A 24,003-nucleotide genomic window follows, 5' to 3' on the forward strand; every position below is an offset into this window, starting at 1 on the left:
CCGTCCACGTCTCGACGGTATCCGTGGTCGGGCCCGCGGGTGTTCAGCACCACTGGTAGGCGGCACCGGTCACCGCCGGGAGCAGCGGCGGAACGGGCGGGCCCGGCGGTCACAACGGCACCGACGGCCAGAACGGCACCGGCAACCCCTGCTCCAGCTCCTGACCCGAACCACCACACGGGCCACGGTCTCGTCGGCGGGCGACTGGTGCGTTCTTCCGGAGAACCGTCCGAAGCGGTACCGAAAGAGCAGCGGGCAGCGCCGCTCGTACTCCTCCTTCTCCCGCTCCCGGCGAACCCGCTCGACGGTGGCCTGCTCGGTGTGCAGCAGTTGGTCGCCGTCGGGGTTGTCGAGCGCGTGGCTGAGGGTGTGCCGGCCGAGGCGGCCGAACCGGCGCCAGATCGCGGCGTCGGCACCGCGGGCGCGCGGCAGCGGCCGGGAGGTGGCCACCACTGGCAGCGCGCGGTGGTAGTCGCGGGCCGTGGTCTCCTCTCCCCGGTACGACGGTGGGTACCAGGTGGCCTCGGAGGCGGCCTCCACCGTGTAGATGCGGCGCAGAAGTCGGCGGTGGTGGGTCTTCTCCTTCTCTTGTCTCCGCTCGTCGGTGAACGGGGCGGCGCCGGGGCGGGTGCGCTTGCGGCCGGCCTCGAAGACGAGGGCGACGGGCGGCAGGCCCTCGCGGCCGGTGGCCGGGAGCCGGCGCCCGCGAGCGCCACAGATCGGCATGACGGAGGTCACGCGCACCCGGTGATCGTCAGCCCTGGCGGGCGGCCCGGTAGCGCCGGGAGGATGAGCGATCGGCCGGGACGGTGTGTCCCGGGGTGTTCGAACGGGGTGGGGCGATGTCGCCGCATGTGATCGGGTTGTACGCGAGCGCTGCCGTGGTGGTGGGTGTGGGACTGCGGACGTTGGTACTGGTCGGGGAAGCGGCCTCGGACGGCGGCGGGCCGGGCGAGGTGGTGGCGGTGGTCCGCGCGGCGTGGGCGCGGCGGCCGTGGGTCACGTCCGCGCTACTCGTGGCGATGGCGGTGATGGCGGTAGTACAGTCCGTGGCTCCGTCGGTGATCGGTGAGCTGGAACGCCGACCGGGTGCGCTGACGGGCGGTCAGTGGTGGCGGGCCGGGACGGCGCTGCTGGTGCAGTCCTCGGGTTGGGCACAGATCGCGATGAACCTCTCGGCCCTGCTGGTGATCGGGGCGGTCGCCGAGTCCGTGCTCGGGCGCGGGTGGACCCTGACGGTGTTCCTGGTCTCCGGCGTGGCGGCCCACGTGGTCAGCCTGGCGGGCTGGTCACCCAGTGGCGGCGGCGACTCGGTCGCCATCTGCGGCCTGCTGGGCGCGCCGGCCGTGGGCTGCCTGCTGCGCGGGCCGTGGCAGGCTTCGTGGTTCGTCCTGCTCGTCCCGGCCTGCGGACTGTTCCTGTGCCTGCTGCGAAACAACCACGGTGCGGGACTGATGGCGGGATGCCTGCTCGGGCTGGCATGCGCACCCCGGCCATGGAGCCGCACCGCCCGGCAGGTCACCGCGTAGCCGCTCCCGGCCAGGTGCCGACGGCCGAGATGCGAGCCACGACGGGATCGGGCACGGCAGCCGCGGGCCGGACGGCGGCGGCGCCTGGTTGTGAGCGGCCAATCTCAACTGGCCGCTGACACAGCACCCCCGGTAGCGCACAACCAGTGGACGAGGCCCGTCTCGCGCGTGGCCGGTCGGCCGCCGGCCAGGGCGGGAAGCAAGGGAGCTGGAGGTACGGTTTTCGGCCGGATTCGATGGTCGGCGGGCGGATTTCCGGCCGTCGTTCGTGTCCGGCCCCCCGGCCGGTCCGACGCTTCGCATGCTGAACGAACGCCTCCTCCCCGATCGGGCGGCGGCTTTTCGCAGCTGCACCCACACGAAGGTGGACGGATGAGGTCAGGAATTCGTACCTGGGTGACCGGGGCCGGTGTCGCCCTGCTGGTGGTCGCGGCGGGCGCGCCGGTGGCGGACGCCGCGCCCGCGGACACGACGGCGCGGCCGGGGATGATCGACATCGCGGACCTGCCGCCGGACTCCCTGCCCTGGGAGGGCGGGGCGCGCGACGAGCCCGGTTGGTACTCCGACGGCCCCTGTTCCTCCGGGTTCAGCATCGGGGGCATCCCGGAGGAGAGCGTCTGGGACGCCGGCTTCTCCACCTCCGAGACGGCTTCGGCGACCGAGCACGCCATCGTGCTGCCGACGGAGGCCGAGGCGGTGGCCCTGGCCGAGTCGATCCGGCAGTACTTCGCGGGCTGCGCCGACCGTTGGCGTGAGGGGAGCTCGATCTACACCGTGACCGGGTACGACTACGGTTCCCTGGATGTCGAGGAGGGGGCGACCGTGGGTGGTGTACACCTCACTCGCAACCCCTCCTGGCAGGGCTACCGCAACTTCCTGTACGGCGTGGGCCGGGACGGCAACACCGTGACCTACGTCGAGTGGGAGAGCAACTGGACCCAGCCCGACGTCCCCGCCTTCAAGGAGACGGTCCGGGCCGCGGTGAACAAGCTCTACTGACCGGACCGTCACCCGCCGACCCACGCAGCCCGGCGGCCCGCCTCGCCCGGCCGGGCGAGGCGGGCAGAGCACAAGCAGGCATCTGCGCACCGCGACGTCGACGACAACGGTGAAGGCGGCAGTCCGACGTGTCCGTTGACACCTGGTCGAAGGTGTCGTCACGTCGAAGGCTCTGCCCGCCCGGCCCGGCCGTCCAACCGGGCAGGCCGGGCGGAACAGCCCAGGGGTCGGTGAGAACGGGAGCGGTCCCGTTCTCACCGACCCCTGACCTACGTAGATCCTCGAAACCCGCCGGCCCCCGCCCGCCTGGGCCGGGCCCTGGTCGGGCGCCGAACTCCCCACCACCGACGGCTACCTGGTCGGCTGGGTGCGCGAGGGCGGCTCGATTCGCTACCCCTACCACCGCGAGATCGGCGAGTGGTTCGCCGAGCACGGCCTGCGCGAGCCGGTGCCGCACCCACGACAGCCTGCTCTCCTGGCTGCGCGCCCAGCCCAGGCTGGCCGAGTTCGTCCGTCGCCTGTTCGAAGTCCCGGACGTCGGCGCCGAGTTCACCGACCCCCACGCCGCCCGCTTCGGACCGGACAACGAGTGGCCCAAGGCACTCACCACCCTGGCGGGCGAGGGCGTGCTCGACCGCGCCGAGCTGATCGACCTCTGCCTCGGAAAACTCCTGCGCGGCGACCGGCCCGGCAACCTGCGCGGGTTCCTCCAGTTGTACGCGGCGCTGGCACTCGACCCCGAGGAGGTCCTCGCCCGGGCCCGCGATCACGTCCGGCTGGCCGCCGACGGCGCACCGACCGCCGCCAAGGCCGCCCAGGCGGCGCTGGTGCCCGTGGACGACCGGCTCTGCGCCGAGGTGTTCACCGAGCTGACGGCCGCCGTCCTGGCCCGCCCGGAGAAGTCCCTCGCCACCACCCAGCTGAGCCGCGCCGCCGCCGCCCTGCGCCGCGACCCCACCACGGCGGACGGCCTGCTGCCCGCCGTCAGCGTGGCCTTCGCCCACCCGGCTCCGGCCGTCCAGGAGCGCGCCCTGCGCCTCGCCGCCCAGCACCTGTCCGGCGTCGCCCCGGCCACCGCCGAGGCCGTGCGCAGCGCCGCCGCCGTCCTCGGCCCGGCGCTGCGGCCCGAGGCCCACCGTTTGCTGGCCATCCAGGCCCCGGCGGCGGAGGAGGAGGCCGAACCGCACGCCATCGCACCGCCCATGGGCCAGGCCGCGCTGCCCGCCGCACCCGCCGGCCCGCTAGACCTCGCCGAGCGGCTGGCGGCCGTGATGGCCAATCAGGTGCCCGACCCGGGCGAGTTCGAGGTGGTCCTCGCCGCTCTCGTCGCCGAGCACCACCGTGACGCCGCGGACCTCCACGCTGCCCTCGCTCCGCTCACCGCGGGCCGCGACGACGAACCGATCACGATCTGGCAGGCCCACCGCCTCGAGGAAGCACTCGGCTGTCTGCTCGACGCCCTGACGGGCCGCAGCCACCTGGCGGCGCAGCACGCCGCCGAAATACTCGACTGGCCCGCTCACCTTCGTAGTCCGGGGACCATTCCCGTGCTGCGCGTGTTGGAGGTCGCGTCCCGAATCGGGCAGGCGCCGGTGCCGCTGCTGCTCGCCACCCCGACCGCCGCCGATGGCGCCGTCGATCTGGCGGTGTTCGCCGAGCGGCTGGCGGCGCACCGGGCCGCCGGGGCCTTGCCCTGGCCCGCCGACCTGGCCCAGTCCCTGCTCCGCCTGCCTCCGGACGCGTTGTCGGCCGCCCGCTCGGCCGCCGCCGAACTCGGCTGCGAGCTGCCGGCCGACACCCCGCCGCCCACGCCGGACGCCTCTCACACCCAGCTGCCGGGCCGGCCCGAGCGGGCCGCCCCGTACGCGCCGGGCGGAAGCCGTTCAAGCCTCGGCGCGGCGGCAACTCACACCCGGCGGGGCCGGCCGCCGGCGGCGGATTCTGGTGGTCGGCCGTACTCGGTCGTCGGAGCACGTGAGGCCGGCCGGCCCGGCATGATGTCGGGCCGGCCGGCCGTTCCGCTGTCGGGGCGTGCTCCGGCCCCCTTCCCCGCGCCGGCCGGTGCGGGTTCGGGCTGTTCAGCCGAGGAAGTCGACGCGGTCGATGAGGCCTTCGCGCACCCGGTAGGCCACCAGGACGCGGACCGGCTCGTCGGCCAGGCCGTGGGCGATCTCGTGGTCGACCACCCAGTCGCCTTCGCTGAGGCGCCCCACGATCTCCGCCCGGCAGCGGCCCTCGGCGAACTGGCCGGCGTAGCGGTCACGCAGGGCCGGCCGGCCCCGCAGGCGGCTGCCGTCGGCCCGGTGGACCGTGACGTCCTCGGCGTAGGTGGCGACGAAGGCGTCGATGTCGTGGCTGTTGTAGGCGGCGAGCTGCCGCTCGACCACGTCGCGCGGTTCGGTCATGTGCTTGATCGTTCCTTCTTCGGCGTACGGGTTCAGGCCGCGAGGCGGCGGGTGGCGAGTTCGGCGTAGAGCGCGGCTCCGTCGGGGAGCACGGCGTCGTCGAACTGCGCGTAGGGCGAGTGGTTGGACGGCAGGTCCTCGGGGTCGGTCCCCTTCGGGGCGGCGCCGAGCCACGCGAACGACCCCGGAACCGCCTCGAGCACCCGGGAGAAGTCCTCGGCCCCGGGGATCGGGTTCGCCAGCGTCAGGAAGCGCTCCTCGCCGAAGACCTCCCGGACGGTGTCCGCCAGGAAATCGGTCTCGGCCCCGTCGGTCACGGTCACCGGGTACCCGGGAAGGTACTCGATCTCCGCCCGCAGGCCGTGAGCGGCCGCGATGGCCCGCACCAGCTCCACCGAGACGTCGGCGACCTTGGACCGCGCCTCGGCGGAGAAGGTGCGCACGGTCGCCTCGAAGCGGGCGGTCTCGGGGATGATGTTGCGCTGGGTGCCGGCCTGGAGCAGCCCGACGGTGATCACCACCGGATCGAACACGTCGAAGCGCCGGGTCACCATGGTCTGCAGGGCGGTGACCATCTCGCAGGCCGCCGGGACGGGGTCCTTGGCCCGGTGCGGCACCGAGCCGTGGCCGCCCGCACCGTGGACGGTGACGTTCAGCGAGTCGGAGGCGGCGAGGATCGGCCCGCGCCGGGAGCTGAACTCCCCGTGCGGCATGGTCGACGACACGTGCAGGGCGTACGCGGCGACCGGGCGCCGGCCCGCCGCGTCCAGCACGCCCTCGGCGAGCATGGCGCCGGCACCGTCCCAACCCTCCTCGCCGGGCTGGAACATGAAGACCACGTCGCCGTGGAGCTGCTCGCGCCGTGCGGCCAGCAGGTGCGCGGCACCCGCGAGCATGGCGGTGTGCAGATCGTGGCCGCAGGCGTGCATCGCGCCGTTGTCGGCGGCGAACGGCACCGAGGTCTTCTCCACGACCGGCAGGCCGTCCATGTCACCGCGCAGCAGCACGGCCGGTCCCGGCCGCCCGCCGCGCAGCACCGCGGTGACCGAACTCAGGCCGGCGCCCAGGCTCACCTCCAGCGGCAGACCGTCCAGGGCCCGCAGCACCCGCTCCTGGGTGCGCGGGAGGGCGAGGCCCAGCTCGGGGAACCGGTGCAGGTCGTGGCGCAGCCGGACCAGGTCCGGGGCCAGCCCGAGGGCATCGTCGTGCAGGGACACAGGTACCTCCGTCGAATCCGCGTGTGGCGGGAAGTTGTGCCGAACGATCTCGTTCCGTGATTCTGGTTCTCACGGCGGGAGTATCCCGCTGATTCGCAGGATCACGCCACGAGAGGCTCTCTGATGAACGAATCCACCGGACACCGCCGGTGACCGGCGCCGACGTGACGGTGGACGAGCTGGACCTCGCCCTGGTGAACGCGCTGCAGCTGCGGCCCCGGGCACCCTGGTCACTGCTCGGCCAGACCCTCGGGATCAGCCCGGTCACCGCGGCCCGCCGTTGGCGACGGCTCTCGCGGGCCGGGATCGCCTGGGTGACCGCCTACGGCCTGCCGCACCCCGACGACCGCGGCTGCGTCGCCTACGTCGACCTCGACTGCGCCCCCGACCGGCTCCGGCAGGTCGCCGACGAGGTGGCCGAGGACCCGCACGTCATGAGCGTCGAACACTTCTCCCAGGGCTGCGACCTCGTCGTCACCGCCGCCTTCACCGACCTGGCGGCGCTCTCCCGCTACACCGCCGAACGCCTCGGCCGACTCCCCGGGGTCAACGCCGTCCGCGTCCACCTGGCCACCGGCTTCTACGCCGAGGGAATCCGCTGGCGACTGGACTCACTGGACCCCGCCCAACGCGTGGAACTGCACGACGACCAGCCGGCCGGCAACGGGAAACCGTCCGGAATACGAGCCGAAGTCCGCGAAGAAGACCGGGAGTTGCTCATCAGACTGGGCGTCGACGGCCGCCTCGACCAAGCCGGGCTCGCCGCCGCCACCGGGCTCAGCCCTTCCACGCTGCGCCGCCGCCTCGACCGGCTGGCCGCCTCCGACGCGATCCGCTTCCGCTGCGAGATCGCCGCCCGCGACGCCGGCCGGCCGATCCTGGCGACCTTCCGCGCCGACCTCCCCCCGGACCGCCTCGACACGGTCGGCCCCCAGCTCGCCAGACTCCCCGAAGTCCGCCTGTGCGTGTCCGTCACCGGCGCGCACAACCTCCTCCTCTCCGTCTGGCAACGCTCCCTCGCCGACGTCCAGCATCTGGAGACCACGCTCGCCCGCAGATTCCCCGACCTGCGCGTGGCCGAGCGACGGGTGTCACTGCGCACCGTGAAACGAATGGGCCGCATCCTCGGCGCCGACGGACGCGCCGTCCGCGCCGTTCCGATGGAAATCTGGCGAGACCCGGTCCCGGTCACCTGACGGCCGCTCGGGCCGCCCACAGCGCCCGAGACGACGACAGCGGGCCCGCCGAACACAGCGGCCCACCGCGTCGACCTTGGCACGCGGCCACCCGCACGACGTGACGCATCGCGCGGCCCCTCGTACGACGTCCTGGAGCGCGCAAGCCCCGCACGCCCCAGAACCGCCAACCACAACTACCGACAGACAGGGGTACGGAGAGGCTGCCGGGGTTTCGGCGGAACCTATTCTCGGCGTCCGACCCGCGGAAACGCACCTGTTCCGGCGTCGAGTGGCAGTCCGGGAGTTGGAGGGGGAACAGGTCGGGGAACAGGAGGGGAATCCTGGGCCCTGCCGAGGGCTCCAGCGGGGCGGCATCACCGCTGCCGGGCTCCCGGCCGGCAGGCCGACCTCGCCCGGGCCCGCGGACACCCGCCACCACTCGGCTGCGACATGACGGGGCATCAGGCGAGCAGCCCGCCGGCGCCTGCCACCGTCGGGTCCGGGACGAGGACCGGCACCGGGGCCGGGCACAGCCGGGTGGGCGGGGCCGGCGGTGGGCTGCGGGCAGCGGCGAGGTGGTGGGGTGCGGGGGCGGCGAGGTGCGGTGGGATGACGGCGGCCGGGCCTTCGGCGGCCTCCAGAAGGAGTGGGTCCTCGTCGGGGCGGGCGAGGAGGGCCTGGACGAGGTGGAGGGCGGCTTCGGGGACGGCGCGCGGGGGCGCGGACCGTGCGCGGCGCGGCGATGGCGTCCACGGCCCGTTCGACAGGGTGTCGGGTGTCGGGACGGGCCGGTGGGGCGGGTACCGGCGCGGGGTGGCTCCAGGGCGGCTGTCGGCGGCCCTGGGAGCGCTGGGCCCAGGGCGCGGCCTGCGCCGGAGCGAGACCACGGCGGGCGGCCGGAGTGCTCACGCCCCGTTCAACGAGTCGGGCCCACTGCGGTGGCGGCCGGCGCCCCGCTCAGGACCACCACGCGGGCGTACGGGCTCCCGGGGTACGGCTTGCCGGCGCCCCGGGGCCGCTCAGGGAGGTTGTCGGCGTTCCCGAGGCCCCTTGTCCGCGCCTGTGACCTGGCGTCGCCAGCCACGGCGGGCCGGGGCACAACGGAGGCGGGCGGTGGGTCCGGGACGGACGCGGGGCGGCCACCGGCGGCTCTGGAGGCCGTGGGGCGTCAGCCTGGACGGCAGGTCCGGCAACGTTGTGGGACGGGGATGTTGGGAGTGTTTCGCCGTACAGGAGGGCCGGGCCGGTGGGAGAATTCGGCCACGGGGACCGTGCCGGCGGGGATTTGAGGTGGAAGCCGAGTGCGTCGATGGGCATGGTGGACGGCGGCCGGGGTGTGCGCGGTGGCCGGGACCGCCCTGGTGGCGGTCCCGGTCCTGGTGGACCTGGAGACCGCGGACAGGCTCGCGAGCATGACTGGCGCACTCGCCGCGCTCGTGGGTCTGGCGGTCACGGTGCGCGGGCTGCTGCGAGGGGCCCCGGCCGGCATGCCCGCTGGCAGGGACGGGGTGCGGGGTGGGGGCGATCCCGCGGCCGCCGGTGGCGTGCGTGAGGTACGTGTGGTGGCCGAGAACGGCGGCGTCGGCGCCGCCGGCGACATCACGGCGGTGGGCGCCGGGCCGCCGTCCGCCCCGAGCGGCGGTGACGCCTCGCCCCGCGTCGACAAGCGCGAGGTACGCGCCACCGGGCCGGGATCCGTCGCCGCCGGCGGTGACATCCACGGCATCGACCTGGAGGGGCCCCGGCGGTGACCCCACCGGCCTTCCCCTGGCGGAAGAGGCCCGCCGCGCACGACGGCCGAAGCCGCCGCGCGGTCGGGCAGGAGAGCACGGCGGACGGGAAGACGGGCGGCGGGGGCAGCGCGCCGGCGCCGCGAGGCCCCGCCGGCGGGACGGAGGCGGCGGGTGCGGGTACGGCGTCGCACTCCGTACGGGTGGAGGCATCCGGCGATGGGTCGACCCCCGCGACCGGGACGGCCAGGAGGACGACGGCCGCCGGGCGGCGCCGGGCCGGCCGGGACCGGCGAGCGGAACGACGGCCTGGGCAGGGATCCGGGCACCGAATCGCCGACACGCGAAACCTGGGAGCCAATCGACATCAAATCCTTCGATCAGCAGGCGATCTCTTGAACGGAACGTTAAATACAAGGCCTGGCCCCGCATTTGGGTGTAGCCTCTGAAGCGCAGAGGGTGGTCCGAAGGGTCGGCATCGCGGTGATGCCGACGGATCACCCGCGGACAGGGAGAGCATCATGAGCTACCACCTCGACGTGGCGCGGGCGACGATCGACGAGCGTCTGCGGGAGGCCGAGAAGCACCGCCTCGCACGCGCGCTCCGACTCAAGAGCCGCGCCGAGCGCACCACCCGACGCGCACACCGGGCGCTGACAAGCCTGGTCGGCCCGACCGCATGAGCATCACCCGCGATGGGCCGTCACCGCAGCACCGGTGACGGCCCATCCGCCATCTGCGAGGAAGGCTCTCGGTGAACCGGCCCGCCCGGCCCCCCGCAGTCGGATCCCGCGGCCTCAGCCGGTGGGCCTGAACCGCCTCCTCGACCCGGAGGCCGAGACAGCCGACCGGGGGTGGGGCCGAACAGGACCTGAAGGCCGACGGAACACGGCACCCCCTGCCGACAACACCTCCACCATCGCGGTCGGGTCAGCAGTCGGCTTCCCGCACGGTCACACGGCCGATCCGCCTCGCCGTCTCAGCCAGGTCCCGCTCCCCCGGTCGCGGCCGGGTAGACCACCGGGGCCGATGAGGCTTCAAGGGAGAAGTACGGAAAGCCGCCGCCCCGGGGGTGACGGCTTTCCGGCGTTCTGTCGCGCTGTCGGCCCGGGGCGAATGGCACCGGGCCGCCCGGGGACCGACGAAGCCACGGGACCGACGGACGGCCCGAGCCGGGAACAACCCGGCATCGGACCCACCACATGGTCCGCGTACTCGTTGAACTGCCCAGTGGGCTTGATCCGCTTTGGACATTCCTGATCAGGGGCTTCGGCCCCGGAAGGATGATGTCCACCATGGAGGGCGTGGGGAAGAGGAAGCCGCGTCCTCGCCGCTCGTGCACGCTGGAGTTGAAGGCCGATATCGTCGAGCCGTGTCAGCGAGGCGACCGCTCGGTCGGCCTGGTGGCCAAGGACTTCGACCTCACAGAGACCGCGGTGCGCGACTCGGTCAGGCAGCGCGGCGCCGACTCCGGCGAGCCCGACGGTCTGACCGGCGGCGAGCGCGAGGAGCCGGCCCGGCTGCGGCGGGAGGATCGCAGGTTGCGGGAGGACGTCGAAGTCCTGGAGCGTGCGACGGCCTTCTTCGCGAAGGAGACCCGGTGACGGCGCACCCGTTCATCGAGGCGGAGAAGCAGGGCGGCGACAACGCCCACCGCCTTCGGCGGATCCGGCCGAGTGGACGGGCGGTCCGCTGGAACGGACGGCCGCCAGGCGATCGCTGTGGGAACGCCGGTACACGCACTGGTACCGCGCCTCCCGCGGACTGTCCGCACCGCAGTCCTTCGCCGTTGTGGCGCCGAGAGCTGCGGCTCGGTGCTCGACGGGACCATCACGATGGCGGCGGGCCGGGCCTGTGTGAATTCGGCAGGCCCGGTACTGGCCGGGGCCGGCGGTGCGTCAGTACGGCACTGACCGCCGGCGGCTCGGCCTTCGAAGGGCCGGTGTTCGGCGGTCACGACCTCGACCACCGGCCGGCCACCGCCGTGTCCCGGGTTCGGGGCACGGCGGAGCGCAACGTCGAAGTCGCGTTCGGGTTCGACGCCTGCGGACGGCCCACCCTGTACCAGTACCGGGTGCTCGCCGAACCGCACAGCCGCTCCGTGATCGATGTCCACCATCGGGCGGAAGGACTCCGCGGACGGCTGGTCTCCCTGCTGGACGTCCCCCGGCACAGGGCCGCGCTGGAGAACGCGGTGCGGGCGGGCGGCTCCGACGCCGTCTACCTGGTGCACCCATGATCGGAGCACCGGATGGACACCTTCGCCCCGCTGTGGGCACATCATGCCTGGCCGAAGGGCCGGCCACTGGCCATGGTGGTGCAGACCGACCGCACGGACGGAACCACCTGGTCACCTCCGCGCTGGAGACCCCCGGGGTCCGGGGACTCTTCCAACACCCCGCTGGGGAACTGGCCGGCCTGGCGGGCCGTCAGGTGGTCATGGAGAGCGACGCGTCACCAGCCGGATCACGGCCGATCACACGACACCGTCGGCTGTCCCCCCGCGCGGTGGAGAGAGCGGAAGGAGAGGACCGGCGATGGCGAACGACGAGGAAGAGGAGACGGTGATGCGGCTCTACACGATCGTGGCGGCGGTACTGCGCCGCGGCGCGGAAGTCGCGCTGGTGACGCATCGGGGGGACGCCGGCGAACTCGTCTGGTCGCTGCCGGCCGGCAAGGTGGAACCGTACGAGGCAATGGCCGAGGCAGCGGCCCGGGAGATCGCCGAGGAGACCGGGCTCGCACTGCGGGAGCTCGGGACGCTCGCGTACGCCGTGCAGTACTCCCGGCCGCAGCGCGGCGACTCGACCCTGGCGTTCGTCTTCGAGGCCGAGGCGCAGGGGGATCCGAAGGTCCGGGATCCCGACGGCGAGGTGCTGGCGGTGGAGTTCGTCCCGGTGGCCGAGGCGATCGCCCGGCTGGAAGGACTCCCCTCGCGGGTGATGGCCGAGCCGGCCATCGCCTACCTCTCCGGTGGCAACCCGTCGGGCACCTTCCTGTCCTACCGGGACCACGAGGGCACGCCCGCCCTCCTGACCAGGACACCGGCAGCCGGAGCGGACAAGGACCGGTGACCGAGATCCCGAACGCCGCGACGAGGGCGAACCGGGTGGGCGTGGCCGACGTGGAACGGGACCCGCCGGCCGGTCCCGCGTACCGCCGCCGAGCGGCGGAGGCCGTGGATGACACCTTCCGTAACAGCGGGTTCCTCGTCGTGATCGGGTACGCCAAAACCCGATCACGCCATCGCCGACATGTACGGTTCCGTGCAGGCCTTCTTCGCCCTGCCGGACGACGTCAGAACCACGGTGGCGGCGATCCCCGCCGAGCCGCTCCAGCGGGGCTGGATCCCCGGCGACCCGCAGCAGCCGTTCTTCGTCAACCGGCTCGGCGAGGCCGCTCTCGGCGCCACCGACCGGCCCGGTGACCTCGAGGCCCTCTTCCGGCCGAACCGCCGGCCCCAGCCCCCGGGATTCCGGGACGCCCGGCTCGCCCTACTACCGGAGCGTGGAGAACCTGACCCGGGAGCCGATGCGCCTGTACGCGTAGCAGCGGCCCCGGGACGGCGGGTCCACCGGCCGTTGAGCCCGTACTCCCGGGCGCTCTCCCCCTCCGGGACCTGGCCGGAAGGCACACACGACCGCCGGTGCCGGCATCGCGCAGCACCAGGTCGGCGAAGAGCGAGCCGCGGCCGGGCGGCGCGTGCTCGGCCTCGATGGAGAACGCGGTCAGGTACCCGGCGCCGCCCTTGGCGAGAAGGCCGGCGGTGGCAGCGACGCTGCCCTGGCCGCCGACAAAAGCTCCGCCGTCCGGCTCGTCCGCCTCCGGCGACGCCGCCTCCGCTCAGGCCTCCCGGGCACCAGCCTCGCGCGGCTTTCGTCACGCGTCGACGATCGAGTACGAGAAAGCACCACGCCAACCACGCGACGGCCAATCATACGAGTCTGAAACCCCGTCAAACCACGCCCACCGGCCGATCACCGCGTCCCCCGGAGCGGGGGAACCTCGATGACGGCCCCCGCGGTGTGCCGTGCTCGACCCGGAGGTCGTGGTCGGGCTCCCCCTTCGGGCGAGATCGGGCCACGACCCGCGGCGGCCCCGGAACTCCTGTGGCGACAAACCCGCGCTCACCTCCCCACCTCCTGCCCGACCATTGTCGCATACAGATGCAACTGCTAGCATCGCCATGCAATTTTATTCATCCTTGGACCGGAGGCGAAGATGGGGATCTCGACACTCAAGGGGCGCAGCCTGCTCTCATTGCGGGACGTCAGCGCGGCTGAGATCGCCGAGTTGCTGGAGCGTGCGGCCGATCTGAAGGAGCGTGCGGGGCGAGGCGAGCGTGTGCCCGTGCTGGCCGGCAGGAACATCGCGCTGATATTCCTCAAGCCGTCCTGTCGGACCCGGGTGTCCTTCGTGGTCGCGGCCACGCAGTCCGGCGCGCACCCCGAGATCTTCGGCCGGGAGGACATCCGGTTCGGCATCAAGGAGTCGGTGCGGGACATCGCCCGGGTCTTCGGCCGGGTCTTCGACGGTGTCATGTTCCGCGGCTTCGAGCATTCCACCGTCGCCGAGTTCGCCGAGTACGCCGGCGTCCCGGTGTGGAACGGCCTGTGCGACAGCTACCACCCCACCCAAGTGCTCGCGGACCTGCTGACCCTGCGGGAGAACTTCGGCGACCTCGAGGGCCTGCCGGTGACCTACGTCGGCGACGGCCGCAACAACACCGCGGTCACCCTGGCCGTCGCCGCCGCCAAGCTCGGCCTGGACCTGCGGATCCTCGCTCCCGAGCAACTCCAGCCCGCACCGGACCGCATCGCCGAACTGCTGGCGGAGGCCGAGTCGGACCGGGCGGCGATCACCGTCACCGCCGACGCCGGGATCGCGCTTGCCGGCTCCGCGGCCGTCTACGGCGACGTCTGGGTGTCCATGGGCGAGGAGGAACAGACCCGGGAACGGATCAGCCTCCTTCGGGAACTGAAGGTCACTGCCCGGCTGATGGCCTCCACTGGCCGGGCCGACACCGTCTACCTGCACTGCCTCCCGGCCTTCCACGGCCAGGACACCGAGACCGCGATCACCTTCCCGGACATCTGCGAGGTGGACGACGACGTCTTCGAAGGCCCGCAGAGCCGGGTCTTCGACCAGTCGGAGAACCGAATGCACACCGCGAAGGCCCTGATGCAACTCACCATCGCGGGCTGACCGAACACGCGCCCCGGACCGGCTCCATGGCGGCCGCAGACAACCCAGGAGCACGGCGCGAACGGCGACCGGGACCACACCGACGGTCAGCGCGTCCACGGCACCAGGCACGGGACCGGGCACGGCTCCAGGCACGGGGCCGGGACCGTCAAGGCGGCGCAGGGCCGCCGCAAGCCGGCCTTCCCCCGGCTGCCGTTCATCCTCACCGACACCGGCCAGGCCGGCTTCGCCAACCCGGGCCAACGACCCGCAAACCACCACCCGAACCCCGCACGTCGCCAGGATGCCGCACAGCCTCCCGACCGACGTCGCCAAACCGGAGGACCCGGAGGACCTGGAAACCGACGGCGCGGGCAGCGACAACTGATGGCCGATCAACGACCCGGACGACAAGCCCGCCCCCTGATGAAAGCCCCCCAGCACCAGGCCCTGACCGACACCACCACCCCACACCCTGATGGCCCACCCCGACCACCGGGGCGGGCCATCGAGGTAGTACCCGGGCCAGGCCGGCCGCCGGGAGGAATGGGAGGGTCGCCAGCCCCGCCAGCCCGCGACAGGCAACGCTGCCACCGGCGCCGTCGACCGCTACGGGCGTCGGACGCGCCGGTTCGTCTCCCTCGACCTGGCGCCGGCCACCGAGAACCCGGAAGGCCCGACGCCCGAGGATCCGGTCGGGCGCGCGAAGAACGCGATCTCCCCGGACGTCAATTGACCCATCATCTTGCTCTAGAGATGCACCATTCTGGCGGTTGACTCCTGGACTTGACTGATCATCACGAGGCCACGGCAGGGAGCCGGGACCACCTGATACGGGAGGGAACCACCATGAACGCCGCCCCGCCAAAACCGGTCCTGACCCGCGCCGCCATCGCCGAGGCCACCAGCGACCCCAGCAGCGTGATAACCCCGCTCGCCGATCGCGGCAGCGACGGCAACCCCATCACCAGCTACCGCCCCACCCTCGCCAAGGACACCGTCGACGCCCCGGCCCACCTCCACACCCGGGCCTCCGAGCTGTTCTTCGTGATCGGCGGAACGCTCCAGGTCCTGGTCAAGGACAAGATCGAGGCCCTCGGCGCGGGCGACTTCCTGCCCCCGGGGCACACCCCACCCGCCTTCGCTGCCCCCGACTCCGAGACCGACGTGCTCTTCGTCCTCACGCCCGACATGCCCCGCCTCGACTACCCACGCCTCCTCGGCCGGGTGACGCGCCGCGAAGCCAGCCCTCAGGAGATCAAGAACTCCTCCGAGCAATACGACAACCACTACATCGACAGCCCACTCCGGCGCGCCACCCTCGAAACCGCAGCCGCAGCGCGGCCTCCAGGACCTGCCTCGCCCACTTCAGGGGACCCCATCACGGGCGGGTACAGCAGCACCCTCCGCCGGCCGACACGACCCGATCCGATCCGATCCGATCCGACAGCGGCACCTGCCGCGGCTACCGCTGTCGGATGCTGAACGGTGGACATGAGAGAGCTATCCGCTCCAACAGATCATCAGGAACGAGATCAGCAAGCCCTCATCAGGCCCTGTTCGAGCGCCCCCATTCATCACCGGTCGCCACGCCGATCTCATCCTGAAGTGATCATTTGGGGAAGACGTACAGGGCCATGGTGAAGGAGCTGATGTCCTTGCAGAATCCGTTGTACCACCAGCCCTGGGCGACGCCGTATCCCAGACGCGCACCGCAACGTACCTCCGCATCCGCGCGCTCCGCGCTGTTGTTGAAGGAGTAGTAGCTGTCGATTATCAAGCCAGAGCCAGTCACAGTCGGCGTCGCGGCAGGCGTGACCGCCTCGGCGACCCCTCCGCTCAGGCTTATCAGCAGTGCCGTAGCGAGGCCCAGAGCTGCATTGCGTGCGCGCATGGCATTCTTCTCTCTGTTCTGTACGGGAATGGATGCGGCTATTCTCAGACATTCACTGGGCAGCCCAAAGAACAAGAGGCAAGGCTGACTGGAAACGTCGAAAGAGGGGCGGAGAGCACCGGCGGCCGATACTAGAAAGCACGCGGCCGTTCAGGCCGCCTTTCAGACCATTGATTCCACTCCTTCTGTCGATCTGCAAAGGCGGAGAGATTGCGGCCGCCAACACCGTCGTCGAACAATGGATGGTCGGACTCGTCCGGGTCGCCGAAGCGCTTTGCTCCTCGCGCTTCCTGGTTGCCCGAAGACCCAGCTGCTGGAGACTCCACAATGTCGCCCATCCCGATTGTCCATCAACAAAGGAACGGAAATCCCCAAGCAGGTAGCGGACAACCTGAATTGTCCGCGAACAAGACAAGGGGCAGGAGACCGGTAATTCTGGACGTCCACGGGACCGCGGCATGGGGAACCGGGAGGGCAGGCCCCGCAGCAGCCGGGCGTAGTCGCCGCACGGTGGCGGCCACAGTGCGGCGACTACGCCCGGTTTCCGACGTTCCGTCACAGCCCCACCAAGGGACCGCCTCCACGTGTGGAAACGGGACCTTGGTGGGTTCCGATGATGCTGGTCCGGGACGGACATGAGGCCCGGTCTTGGGGACTGGGTCAGCTGGTGGCGACCCGTGGACGACGTGGGCCCGGCCGGCCTCAGTGAGCAGCGAGGTGACGTTGTAGGTCTCGGTGGAGCGCGATCCGTTGACGAACGGCCGCGCCCCCGGTCAGACCCTCTCCCAGTACCAGTACGAACACGGGCCGCCGTCGCGGCAGATCCGCCACTGCATCTGGTGTCCCCACAGGGACGAGGAGAGGGTCACGTCCCGCCAGGTGCCGTTGCCGTTGTAGTTGTAGAACGGCGTCTTCCGGTAACCGTCGATGCTCCATTCCAAGTACACGTACTTGCCGTCGGGCTCGGTGTCGCCGATACCGAACATGTGCTTGTTGGGGTCGTAGTAACCGTAGGCGCCCTTGATGACGGCGCTCTCCGCGCCGGCCGTTCCGACACCGACGCCGGTGAACGCCAGGGCGAGCAGGCCGACGGCCGCGATCTTCCTGAGGTACATGAAGGTCCTCTTCTCCGCAGGTGGTTGAGAGCCGTCCAAGCTCTCGGGCCCGGTGGAGATCCGACAGTGCAGCATCGCTTGATTGTCCATCAACGCGAAACTGGCTATGGGCCAGGTGAGCGGCGGACAATCCACATTGCTGCGGACAACGCGCGCCGGAGCCGGTCGAGGTCGGCCACCGCCCACCCGCACAGGCCGGAGCTGGCTCGGCGGGCTCGCCGGCACCGCAGTAGTCGCCGGCGAGCTCGGCCAGGTCCCGCGCGAGCTCGTCCGCCCCGACGTCCCGGCTCCGCTCCACCTTCGCCCCCGCTGAATTGAGCAGTATGCACCTCACAAAGGCACAGGAGCGATCCCTTGACGTGCGTAGGGCCCACGGATATGGGCCGATCCAGATGCCCAGCGAACGGGACCGAGCCATCCAGGAGCTCATGCGGGCCGCCTCCGGTCCCGGTTTTCTGGCGGAAACTCTTCGCGTCATCCATCCCCGGTCTTCCGACATTCTCTCGGCCTTTGCGAAGCGCATGGCAACCCTCGCGGTAGGGACTATCAACGCGAGCATCGCCCGTGACGGTCTGGCAGCTGTCCAGCTGACTAGGGCAAACACGCGGGACTTCCGCGAGGCTGTCCCTGCAAGGACGCTTCTGTACAGGGCGTTCGCAATCATTGTGGCAAATCCCGACTCGGAATTTCGAAAGGCCCACCAAGCGCTGCCCGTCCCCATGAAGGAGACTCTCGTCAAGTTTGCAGATAGAGAGCCACGGGATCGTTCGGTTCAGGCCATGCTGTACCACGAGGAGAGTAAAGGTGGGAGTTTCAGGTTCGTCTGTGACTGGTAGCGTCCGATGCGCTCACCGCACACGTCCACTCGGGTCTTGACCATGCGGCGAGGGTGGGACATCCGCCCCAGCGGAAGCCCTTCTCGGAGCCTATGCGGGCAGGTTCTCGGTACGTGACGGCCAGTACGTCGGGTGACAGGCATCTTCGATGCCGGCCGCTCATCAGCCGGCTGTCCGCGACGCGGAGAGCCGGCTGATGAGCGGGTCGCCTCGGCCTGCCAGAAGACCTACTGCGGTTGGGCGTGGTTCAACAGTCCGCCGGCGGAAGTTCCTGGGACGGTGACCCCTGTGTTGGCGTCGATGGTGACGACGAGGAGCATGGCCTTCTGCTCGCCTTCCGGCGTCATCACGCTGATCATCCAGCGTGGGTGCCAAGCGCCGCTTTGATCGGCCTCGGCGAGAAGTTCTGCGCTGGTGACGACAGCCCCTGGGTGCGCGGCGGTCGCGGTAGTGCGCGCGGTCTGCTCGGTGACGGTCGTCTTCGGGAGGACAGGGGGTTCGACATGCCGTGCGGAGAACGAGCTGACCTGCCCACTTCCGGTGACGAGCATGTCCAGGCGCATCGGCATGAGGACGCCGTCGACGCGGGAACGCCACTGGACGGTCTTGGCTCCACCGGCATCGGGCTGCGCGTCGGTGCCGGTGGAGCTGCCGGCGAGTGCCCAGGGAAAGTGGACCTGTGCGAATCGAGTGGCCGAGGCGACCGCCGCGGCATCGGTGAGTTCACCCGGAGCTTGGTCGGGAATGGGCCCGACGAGTCCGGTGGTCGGTTCACCGCCCGGCCAGGACAGGGACAGGCTTCCCGTTTCCCCTGTGACGTGGATGATGCCTGGCTGGCCGAAGGTGCCGGCCATGTACTGGATGGATTTGGTCTTGGCCGCGGGGCCGAAGAAGTCCTCGAATGCCTTGGTGGCCGCTGCTCGCTGCGCCGGTCCGGCCAGGGTGCTCGCCGTGACGTCGGCGGAGATGACCGTGACAAACGGTACGACTGCGGCCGCGAGAACTGCGACGCCGCCCAAGAGGACCATCGATCCGCGTGCGATCTCGTTCCTGGACGTGAGCAGCGGCTTGACGCCGTTCCGACGGCTCCAGAGGAAGGCGAGGCCACAGCCGACCGCTGCTCCGAGGGCGTTGTCCCACAGGTCAGCGGTGTCGCAACTACGGCCGACCCCGGGGGTGACGGCCTGGATCGCCTCGACGGCCGCAGAGAGCAGGGTGAGCGCGACGCCCGTACTGACCGGCCGCCGGACGAGGAGGGCCGTGAAGAAACCGGCGGGCACGAACAGGGCGATGTTCATCAGCCCCTGGGTGCTCGACATCGCACTGATCAGATCACGCTGAACGGTGCACAGGAGGGGCGCCGGCGCACCAGGGTTGATGGGGTAGAGCGTGGCGGTGAGTACGAGGGCGGTCGAGGCACCGACGAGCATGGACAGCAAGAGCGGGGCGGAGCGCCTTCGGGCGACAGCCGCGGCGAGGGCTGCCGAGGCGATCAGTGCGGCGGGGAGGGCCCAGAGCAGCCCGGTCTCGTTGTTGAGGACAGCGCGGATCATGCTGATGGTGCTCCGGTGGGTGGAATGGTGATGGGCCCGGCTCTTGGGTGCCGGGCCCATCGTGGAGGCAGGAGGCAGGGGGTTCAGCAGATGGTGACAGGCGCGTTCTCGAATGCGCTCTGCCCCTGGGCGGCCAGCCAACGGCCGTCCCCGCCCGGCTTTCGGAGGCTCATGCGCGTTCCGGCCCGGCCTGGCGTGAGTCCGTCTGGAGGGCATCGGCAGCCGCGGTCTCGGCGATGCCGAGGCTGGCCAGGGCCGTTGCCAGGTTCCCCTCGGCCGCGAACTTGGCGGCCTGGCCGAGGAGCGTTACCACCGAGTCCCAGCCGTCCTCGCCGGCGCCGCCGGACGCCGCCTGCACGTGGTCGGCGGCGGCCTGGAGGAACTCGGGCCAGTCGTGGTGGTCGTCGGGATCCTGGCCCGTCAGCGCGGTGATCCACAGGTCGGCGTGTGCGCGTAGCACCCGGCTGGGCGCGCGGTAGTCGACCGCGACTCCGCAGGTGTCCGAGATGGGCCTCGCGGCCGGGTCGGGGCGCGGGGTCAGGCCGGCGAACCAGGCTTGGGGGGCCGGGTCGTGGTCGGAGCACACCCCGACCGTCATCTCCATGCGCTCGCCGCTGGCCGCGGTGGGGTCGGGCGCGAAGCCGGCGGTGACCGTCGTCGCGCGGTTCGGGCAGATGTGGATCCTCCGCAGGCTCGTGACCTGGCGGCCGGGCCCGGGCACGTCGGTCTCGGGCCGTCGGCCCAGGAAGGCGCTGATCTCGAACGGGGTCTGCCGTGCCAGTTGCAGCAGCGGGTCCACCAGGCCGTCCCACGGCTCGTCGTACTCGCCGTCGTCCATCTCGCTCAGGTGCCCCGCCGAGACCAGTGCCCGGGTCCAGGGCCGTTCGCCGCGGCGCGCGGTGAGGTTGTCATAGAGGCTCTCGATCGAGCGCAGCAGTGTGGTCCGTTCCTCGCGGTAGCGCTCGATCGCGCCGGGACGGCCTGCGTCGAGGCGGGCGGTGTAGCGGTGCTCGGCTGGGACCGCCAGCAGCTCCCGCAGCCGGCCCACCGTCGGCTCCACGAAGAGTGTCTCCAGTTCCGCTGTCGACAGCGGGGGCCGCCCGGCGACCAGGCGGTCCAGGATGGACAGACCCGTCGCCGCGTACGCGGCGGTGTATCGCCACGCCAGGCGTTCCAGGCGCGAGGCGTGGGCCATGGCCGCGGACGTCGCCTCGTCCAGGGCCTCGTGGTGCAGGGACAGCGTCGCCGTGCCGTTGTCGATGCGCCGCTCGGCCGCTTCGCACATCGTGATCAGCCGGTCCGAGACGGCCTTGGCCGTTCGCCACTCGTGCGCCAGGTCCCCGACCGTGTCGTCGAACGCTGCCAGCGCCGCGTACTCCGCCTTGCTCAGGCCCAGCAGTGCCGACCTTCTCGGGAAGTCCACCCCCGCACCTCCAGCACGTTGTACAAGCCGAAGACCCCACACTAGCCGTGGCAGTCGAGCGGGCGCAGGCGAACAAACCAACGGCCGGACCGGACGCACCGAGGGCACATCCGTCGATACCGTCCACGCCCGAGTGCGAGCCACACTGCTGTCACTGCGGGACCGGACAGGGGGACCGTCCCGGCCGTAGGTGGGGACCCTCCCGGTCGTCACCGAAGCCGGTCACGGCAGGCGGGAGCGCGGCCGCCTGGTCCCCGACCTCGATCCGCAGCCGGCTGCCGTCGGCGTCGAGGAGGAACTGCGCGCGGAGCAGGTCGGGCCCGGCGTGGCGGGCGGCGACGGCGCGCACGTCGCGGGCCGGGGCGACGCAGGCGGCGCGTTCGCCCGGGTCGGGGGCGGTGGCGGCCAGGGCCAGGCGGTACATACCGCCGCCGCGGGCCGCCGGGTGGCCGGCGGTCACCGGGCGCCCACGCTCCATCGGCGAGGCGCCGGCCCGCGTTCGCCGGTCCCCCGGCTGCCCCGGCAAGCGGCCGCAAGTGCCTTGCGGCAGGCGACCGGACTCAATCCGGCAGGCTCACGGAACCGCGCTGGAGCACTGGTGTTCTGGCCCGTGCTATTTTTGTGAGCAATCGTTCAACTACGGAGGCCGGAGGAATGGGTCGCAAACAGCTCTGGGATCAGGACGAGGTGCTGGCCTCGGCCATGCGGCTCTTCCGTCACCGGGGGTACATCGGCGCCTCGCTGCGGGACATCGAGGAGGCCACCGGGGTGCACCCGGGGAGCCTGTACCGGACCTTCCGGAGCAAGGACGGCCTGTTCCAGGCCGCCTTCGACGCCTACAACGAGCAGGTGGTGCAGAGCCGGGTCCGGGTCCACCTGCTGGAGCCGGCGGATCCCCTGGCCGGCATCCGCTCGTTCTTCACCTCGGCGATCGAGACCGGCACCGAGCCCGACCCGGGCTGCCTGCTCACCAACACCGCCGTCGAGTCGTTCACCCTCCCCCAGGCCGCCGCCGGCGTGCATCACGGCCTGACAGTGATCGAATGCGGCTTCGCCGACGCGCTGACCCGCGCCCGGCAGCGCGGCGACACGCCGCCGGACCTCGACGTCAGCAACACGGCCGCCCATCTGCTCGCGCTCTACCAGGGCCTGCTGGTACTCGTCCGGGCCGGCCTGCCCCGCACCACACTGCACAACGTCACCGACGGCGCGATGGCGTCGATCGGCTCCCTGAGGACCCCACGAAAGCAGGACGATCATGAGTGACATCCAGCGGCTCTGGAACGACTACGCCGCCTGCTGGTCGGCCGACCCCGCCGACCGACCCGCCGACCTCGGGGCCGTCGCGGTGGACGACGTCGCCTATCGCGACCCCGGGACCGAGGTCGGCAGCCTGACCGACCTCGCCGCCTACATGGCCGGCTTCGCCGGAGCCTTCCCCGGCCACCGGTTCCGCATCGACGAGGTACTGGAACACCACGACCGCTCCCTCGCCCGTTGGACCCAGCTCGACGGGCAGGGAGAAGCCGCGTCGACCGGCATCAGCACCGCCCGCCACCACGAGGACGGGCGCCTCGCCGACATCACCGGCTTCTTCCTCCCGGCCTGAGGCGGTTGCAGAAGGCGGGCCAGGGCCCGGATGACCTGCCGACTCAGTCCGGCGCGAGGCAGTCCGCGCTCGGTCGGCACAGACCGAGCGCGGACCCGCGAACTGTCTCCGCAGTCATCCGTTGGAACCAATCATCTCGGCCGACCGGCGCGGTGTCAGAAATCCAGCCCGCACCGGGGCATCAGGGCGTAGCCCAAACCTTCCTGGCAGGCGATGCCCCAGCCCCGGGGGCAGTCCATCACCATCCGGCCCGGGGCACCGGCGGGCAGGCTGTGATCGGCCTGCAGCAGACGAACACCTGAAGGACGGTCCCGCCGGGAGGGACGGCGAGCAGCGCCTCCACCTGCACCCTGGTGACCGCCGCCGGCGCGGCCACGGTGTCCGTCGCGATCAGGTAGAAGGCGAGCGCGGCCGCGCCGTCGGCGAGGACCGGGCTGTCCCAGATCATCTCCCGCTCCTGCCACGGCGCGGACGCCAGCTCCAGGACCAGGTCCCGGGCCCGGTCCCACTCCGGCGGGCCTCCCGCTGCCCTTTGCTACCGGTCCTGCAGTTCATCCAGCAGTCCCGACGTACTTCGCGCGCAAGCGCCGTCCATACTCACCGCATTCCACACCATCGACTGGTCCTCGCTCCACCGCGCGTGTGGCCCCGCGGACGACATCCCGGCCATGCTGCCCGCCCCCTCCCCGTCAGCCTTGCGTCAGACGTCCGCTCTGCCGGGTTGGCCTGAGAGGGAACGAGTAGGAGTACCACCCCCTCATGACCAGCACCAAGCCCTCCCCGTCCGACCCGGCCCCGAGGCCGAAGCGCCGTTCTTTCAGGCCCGAGTGCCGGTTGCTTGCGGAGAGCTCAACGCCCTGACCCGGCACGTCCGCTCCTTCGCCGTCATGCTGACGGAACACCAAGGTGAACGACCTCCGCGGCGGCTCGACGCGGTCCGCCAGGATGACTTGCCCAGCCTCCACCCCCTCGTCACCGACATCGACCGCGACCGGCACGCCGTCATCGCAGCACTCACGCTCCCCCGGTACGCCGCGCTGCGGTCCCGTCGGCCCGCAGCGCGGCGTCACATGGCCGGCGCAGGATGGGTGGCGTCGTCGTCCAGGCCCGCAGCCAGTGGGAAGGACGAGGCCAGACCAGCAGGATCGGAGCAGGGAGGACCGAGGATGCCGGAAGTGGTGGCCCCGTGCTGGAGGCCACCACTTCTGATCGTGCAGGTGGATGTCAGGTAAGGGTTAGGAGCTGTTTGAGGTTCGGATCATGTGGTTGAGGTGAGGTGCTTCAGCCACATGATCGATCCTCGGAGGTGGAGTCCGGCTTCGTAGCTCGCC

The 24,003-nt window shown here is 71.6% G+C and carries 22 protein-coding genes and 1 pseudogene; 14 read left to right on the forward strand and 9 right to left on the reverse strand.

The features are described from left to right. Positions 1–69: 69 nt before the first annotated feature. Complete coding sequence (locus ACIQTO_RS36685) at positions 70–744, reverse strand: hypothetical protein (protein ID WP_402397698.1); 675 nt, start codon at positions 742–744, stop codon at positions 70–72. Positions 745–842: 98 nt separating this feature from the next. On the opposite strand from ACIQTO_RS36685, the gene ACIQTO_RS36690 reads away from it, so the two are divergent. The 3 genes and pseudogenes from ACIQTO_RS36690 to ACIQTO_RS36700 form a co-directional block, all read left to right on the forward strand. Beyond that, a complete protein-coding gene (locus ACIQTO_RS36690; protein ID WP_402397700.1) occupies positions 843–1,529 on the forward strand; it encodes a rhomboid family intramembrane serine protease in 687 nt (228 codons plus the stop codon). Positions 1,530–1,901: 372 nt separating this feature from the next. Next, entirely contained in the window at positions 1,902–2,528 is a 627-nt protein-coding gene (locus ACIQTO_RS36695; RefSeq protein ID WP_402397702.1) for a hypothetical protein, read from the forward strand. A 230-nt stretch (positions 2,529–2,758) separates the two neighbouring features. Further along, positions 2,759–4,288, forward strand: a pseudogene (locus ACIQTO_RS36700) (DUF6493 family protein); the annotation flags it as partial. A gap of 318 nt (positions 4,289–4,606) precedes the next feature. On the opposite strand, the gene ACIQTO_RS36705 reads toward ACIQTO_RS36700, so the two are convergent. Next, on the reverse strand, positions 4,607–4,933 hold the full coding sequence (locus ACIQTO_RS36705) for a nuclear transport factor 2 family protein (protein ID WP_402397744.1): 327 nt from the start codon (positions 4,931–4,933) through the stop codon (positions 4,607–4,609). Positions 4,934–4,965: 32 nt separating this feature from the next. Beyond that, positions 4,966–6,150 carry a M20 family metallopeptidase gene (locus ACIQTO_RS36710; RefSeq protein WP_402397705.1) on the reverse strand — a complete coding sequence of 395 codons (1,185 nt, stop codon included), beginning with the start codon at positions 6,148–6,150 and terminating at the stop codon, positions 4,966–4,968. Between the two features lie 149 nt (positions 6,151–6,299). On the opposite strand from ACIQTO_RS36710, the gene ACIQTO_RS36715 reads away from it, so the two are divergent. The 8 genes from ACIQTO_RS36715 (at position 6,300) to ACIQTO_RS36750 (ending at position 15,727) form a co-directional block, all read left to right on the forward strand. After that, entirely contained in the window at positions 6,300–7,346 is a 1,047-nt protein-coding gene (locus ACIQTO_RS36715) for an Lrp/AsnC ligand binding domain-containing protein (protein ID WP_402397707.1), read from the forward strand. 1,283 nt (positions 7,347–8,629) lie between these two features. Next, complete coding sequence (locus tag ACIQTO_RS36720; RefSeq protein WP_402397709.1) at positions 8,630–9,079, forward strand: hypothetical protein; 450 nt, start codon at positions 8,630–8,632, stop codon at positions 9,077–9,079. 500 nt (positions 9,080–9,579) lie between these two features. After that, positions 9,580–9,741, forward strand: coding sequence for a hypothetical protein (locus ACIQTO_RS36725; RefSeq protein ID WP_402397711.1), 162 nt, complete (start codon positions 9,580–9,582; stop codon positions 9,739–9,741). Positions 9,742–10,362: 621 nt separating this feature from the next. Continuing rightward, positions 10,363–10,662: a hypothetical protein gene (locus ACIQTO_RS36730; RefSeq protein ID WP_402397714.1), complete on the forward strand. Its 300-nt coding sequence runs from the start codon at positions 10,363–10,365 to the stop codon at positions 10,660–10,662. 338 nt (positions 10,663–11,000) lie between these two features. After that, the gene (locus tag ACIQTO_RS36735) at positions 11,001–11,297 is read left to right on the forward strand and encodes a hypothetical protein (protein ID WP_402397716.1); all 297 of its coding nucleotides are present in this window, start codon (positions 11,001–11,003) and stop codon (positions 11,295–11,297) included. A gap of 298 nt (positions 11,298–11,595) precedes the next feature. Beyond that, complete coding sequence (locus ACIQTO_RS36740) at positions 11,596–12,132, forward strand: NUDIX hydrolase (RefSeq protein WP_402397717.1); 537 nt, start codon at positions 11,596–11,598, stop codon at positions 12,130–12,132. Between the two features lie 1,147 nt (positions 12,133–13,279). After that, positions 13,280–14,263 (forward strand): ornithine carbamoyltransferase, encoded by a 984-nt coding sequence (gene argF / locus ACIQTO_RS36745; protein WP_402397720.1) that lies wholly within the window; start codon positions 13,280–13,282, stop codon positions 14,261–14,263. 828 nt (positions 14,264–15,091) lie between these two features. Further along, the gene (locus ACIQTO_RS36750; protein WP_402397722.1) at positions 15,092–15,727 is read left to right on the forward strand and encodes a cupin domain-containing protein; all 636 of its coding nucleotides are present in this window, start codon (positions 15,092–15,094) and stop codon (positions 15,725–15,727) included. A 127-nt stretch (positions 15,728–15,854) separates the two neighbouring features. Here the strand turns inward: ACIQTO_RS36750 and ACIQTO_RS36755 are convergent, their stop codons facing one another. Both ACIQTO_RS36755 and ACIQTO_RS36760 read right to left on the reverse strand, forming a co-directional pair. Next, on the reverse strand, positions 15,855–16,136 hold the full coding sequence (locus ACIQTO_RS36755) for a hypothetical protein (protein WP_402397724.1): 282 nt from the start codon (positions 16,134–16,136) through the stop codon (positions 15,855–15,857). Positions 16,137–16,909: 773 nt separating this feature from the next. Then, on the reverse strand, positions 16,910–17,251 hold the full coding sequence (locus tag ACIQTO_RS36760) for a hypothetical protein (RefSeq protein ID WP_402397726.1): 342 nt from the start codon (positions 17,249–17,251) through the stop codon (positions 16,910–16,912). Between the two features lie 323 nt (positions 17,252–17,574). Here ACIQTO_RS36760 and ACIQTO_RS36765 point away from each other — a divergent pair, with 323 nt between their 5' ends. After that, on the forward strand, positions 17,575–18,087 hold the full coding sequence (locus ACIQTO_RS36765; RefSeq protein ID WP_402397729.1) for a hypothetical protein: 513 nt from the start codon (positions 17,575–17,577) through the stop codon (positions 18,085–18,087). A 227-nt stretch (positions 18,088–18,314) separates the two neighbouring features. Here ACIQTO_RS36765 and ACIQTO_RS36770 read toward each other — a convergent pair whose 3' ends face one another. The 3 genes from ACIQTO_RS36770 to ACIQTO_RS36780 all read right to left on the reverse strand — a co-directional run bounded on the left by ACIQTO_RS36770 (position 18,315) and on the right by ACIQTO_RS36780 (position 21,523). Then, positions 18,315–19,640, reverse strand: a complete 1,326-nt coding sequence (locus ACIQTO_RS36770; RefSeq protein WP_402397731.1) for a VanZ family protein — start codon at positions 19,638–19,640, stop codon at positions 18,315–18,317. A 169-nt stretch (positions 19,641–19,809) separates the two neighbouring features. Further along, a complete protein-coding gene (locus ACIQTO_RS36775; RefSeq protein WP_402397734.1) occupies positions 19,810–21,063 on the reverse strand; it encodes a hypothetical protein in 1,254 nt (417 codons plus the stop codon). Between the two features lie 151 nt (positions 21,064–21,214). Further along, positions 21,215–21,523 carry a hypothetical protein gene (locus ACIQTO_RS36780; protein WP_402397735.1) on the reverse strand — a complete coding sequence of 103 codons (309 nt, stop codon included), beginning with the start codon at positions 21,521–21,523 and terminating at the stop codon, positions 21,215–21,217. Positions 21,524–21,717: 194 nt separating this feature from the next. On the opposite strand from ACIQTO_RS36780, the gene ACIQTO_RS36785 reads away from it, so the two are divergent. Both ACIQTO_RS36785 and ACIQTO_RS36790 read left to right on the forward strand, forming a co-directional pair. Next, positions 21,718–22,329, forward strand: a complete 612-nt coding sequence (locus tag ACIQTO_RS36785) for a TetR/AcrR family transcriptional regulator (protein WP_402397738.1) — start codon at positions 21,718–21,720, stop codon at positions 22,327–22,329. Continuing rightward, complete coding sequence (locus tag ACIQTO_RS36790) at positions 22,322–22,672, forward strand: nuclear transport factor 2 family protein (RefSeq protein ID WP_402397740.1); 351 nt, start codon at positions 22,322–22,324, stop codon at positions 22,670–22,672. Before ACIQTO_RS36785 ends, ACIQTO_RS36790 begins: the two co-directional genes overlap by 8 nt. A gap of 238 nt (positions 22,673–22,910) precedes the next feature. Here the strand turns inward: ACIQTO_RS36790 and ACIQTO_RS36795 are convergent, their stop codons facing one another. Beyond that, positions 22,911–23,120 carry a hypothetical protein gene (locus ACIQTO_RS36795; RefSeq protein WP_402397742.1) on the reverse strand — a complete coding sequence of 70 codons (210 nt, stop codon included), beginning with the start codon at positions 23,118–23,120 and terminating at the stop codon, positions 22,911–22,913. Positions 23,121–24,003: the final 883 nt, after the last annotated feature.

The organism is Kitasatospora sp. NPDC091207, from assembly GCF_044768625.1.
Classification (GTDB): Bacteria; Actinomycetota; Actinomycetes; order Streptomycetales; family Streptomycetaceae; genus Kitasatospora.

Bases quoted from the DNA above. Each gene is read 5' to 3' on its own strand.
- ACIQTO_RS36705 (WP_402397744.1), bottom strand. From the start codon at position 4,933: ATGACCGAACCGCGCGACGTGGTCGAGCGGCAGCTCGCCGCCTACAAC.
- argF (WP_402397720.1), top strand. From the start codon at position 13,280: ATGGGGATCTCGACACTCAAGGGGCGCAGCCTGCTCTCATTGCGGGAC.
- ACIQTO_RS36690 (WP_402397700.1), top strand. From the start codon at position 843: ATGTCGCCGCATGTGATCGGGTTGTACGCGAGCGCTGCCGTGGTGGTG.
- ACIQTO_RS36790 (WP_402397740.1), top strand. From the start codon at position 22,322: ATGAGTGACATCCAGCGGCTCTGGAACGACTACGCCGCCTGCTGGTCG.
- ACIQTO_RS36785 (WP_402397738.1), top strand. From the start codon at position 21,718: ATGGGTCGCAAACAGCTCTGGGATCAGGACGAGGTGCTGGCCTCGGCC.
- ACIQTO_RS36740 (WP_402397717.1), top strand. From the start codon at position 11,596: ATGGCGAACGACGAGGAAGAGGAGACGGTGATGCGGCTCTACACGATC.
- ACIQTO_RS36750 (WP_402397722.1), top strand. From the start codon at position 15,092: ATGAACGCCGCCCCGCCAAAACCGGTCCTGACCCGCGCCGCCATCGCC.
- ACIQTO_RS36760 (WP_402397726.1), bottom strand. From the start codon at position 17,251: ATGTACCTCAGGAAGATCGCGGCCGTCGGCCTGCTCGCCCTGGCGTTC.
- ACIQTO_RS36695 (WP_402397702.1), top strand. From the start codon at position 1,902: ATGAGGTCAGGAATTCGTACCTGGGTGACCGGGGCCGGTGTCGCCCTG.
- ACIQTO_RS36725 (WP_402397711.1), top strand. From the start codon at position 9,580: ATGAGCTACCACCTCGACGTGGCGCGGGCGACGATCGACGAGCGTCTG.
- ACIQTO_RS36755 (WP_402397724.1), bottom strand. From the start codon at position 16,136: ATGCGCGCACGCAATGCAGCTCTGGGCCTCGCTACGGCACTGCTGATA.
- ACIQTO_RS36795 (WP_402397742.1), bottom strand. From the start codon at position 23,120: ATGATCTGGGACAGCCCGGTCCTCGCCGACGGCGCGGCCGCGCTCGCC.
- ACIQTO_RS36770 (WP_402397731.1), bottom strand. From the start codon at position 19,640: ATGATCCGCGCTGTCCTCAACAACGAGACCGGGCTGCTCTGGGCCCTC.
- ACIQTO_RS36765 (WP_402397729.1), top strand. From the start codon at position 17,575: ATGCACCTCACAAAGGCACAGGAGCGATCCCTTGACGTGCGTAGGGCC.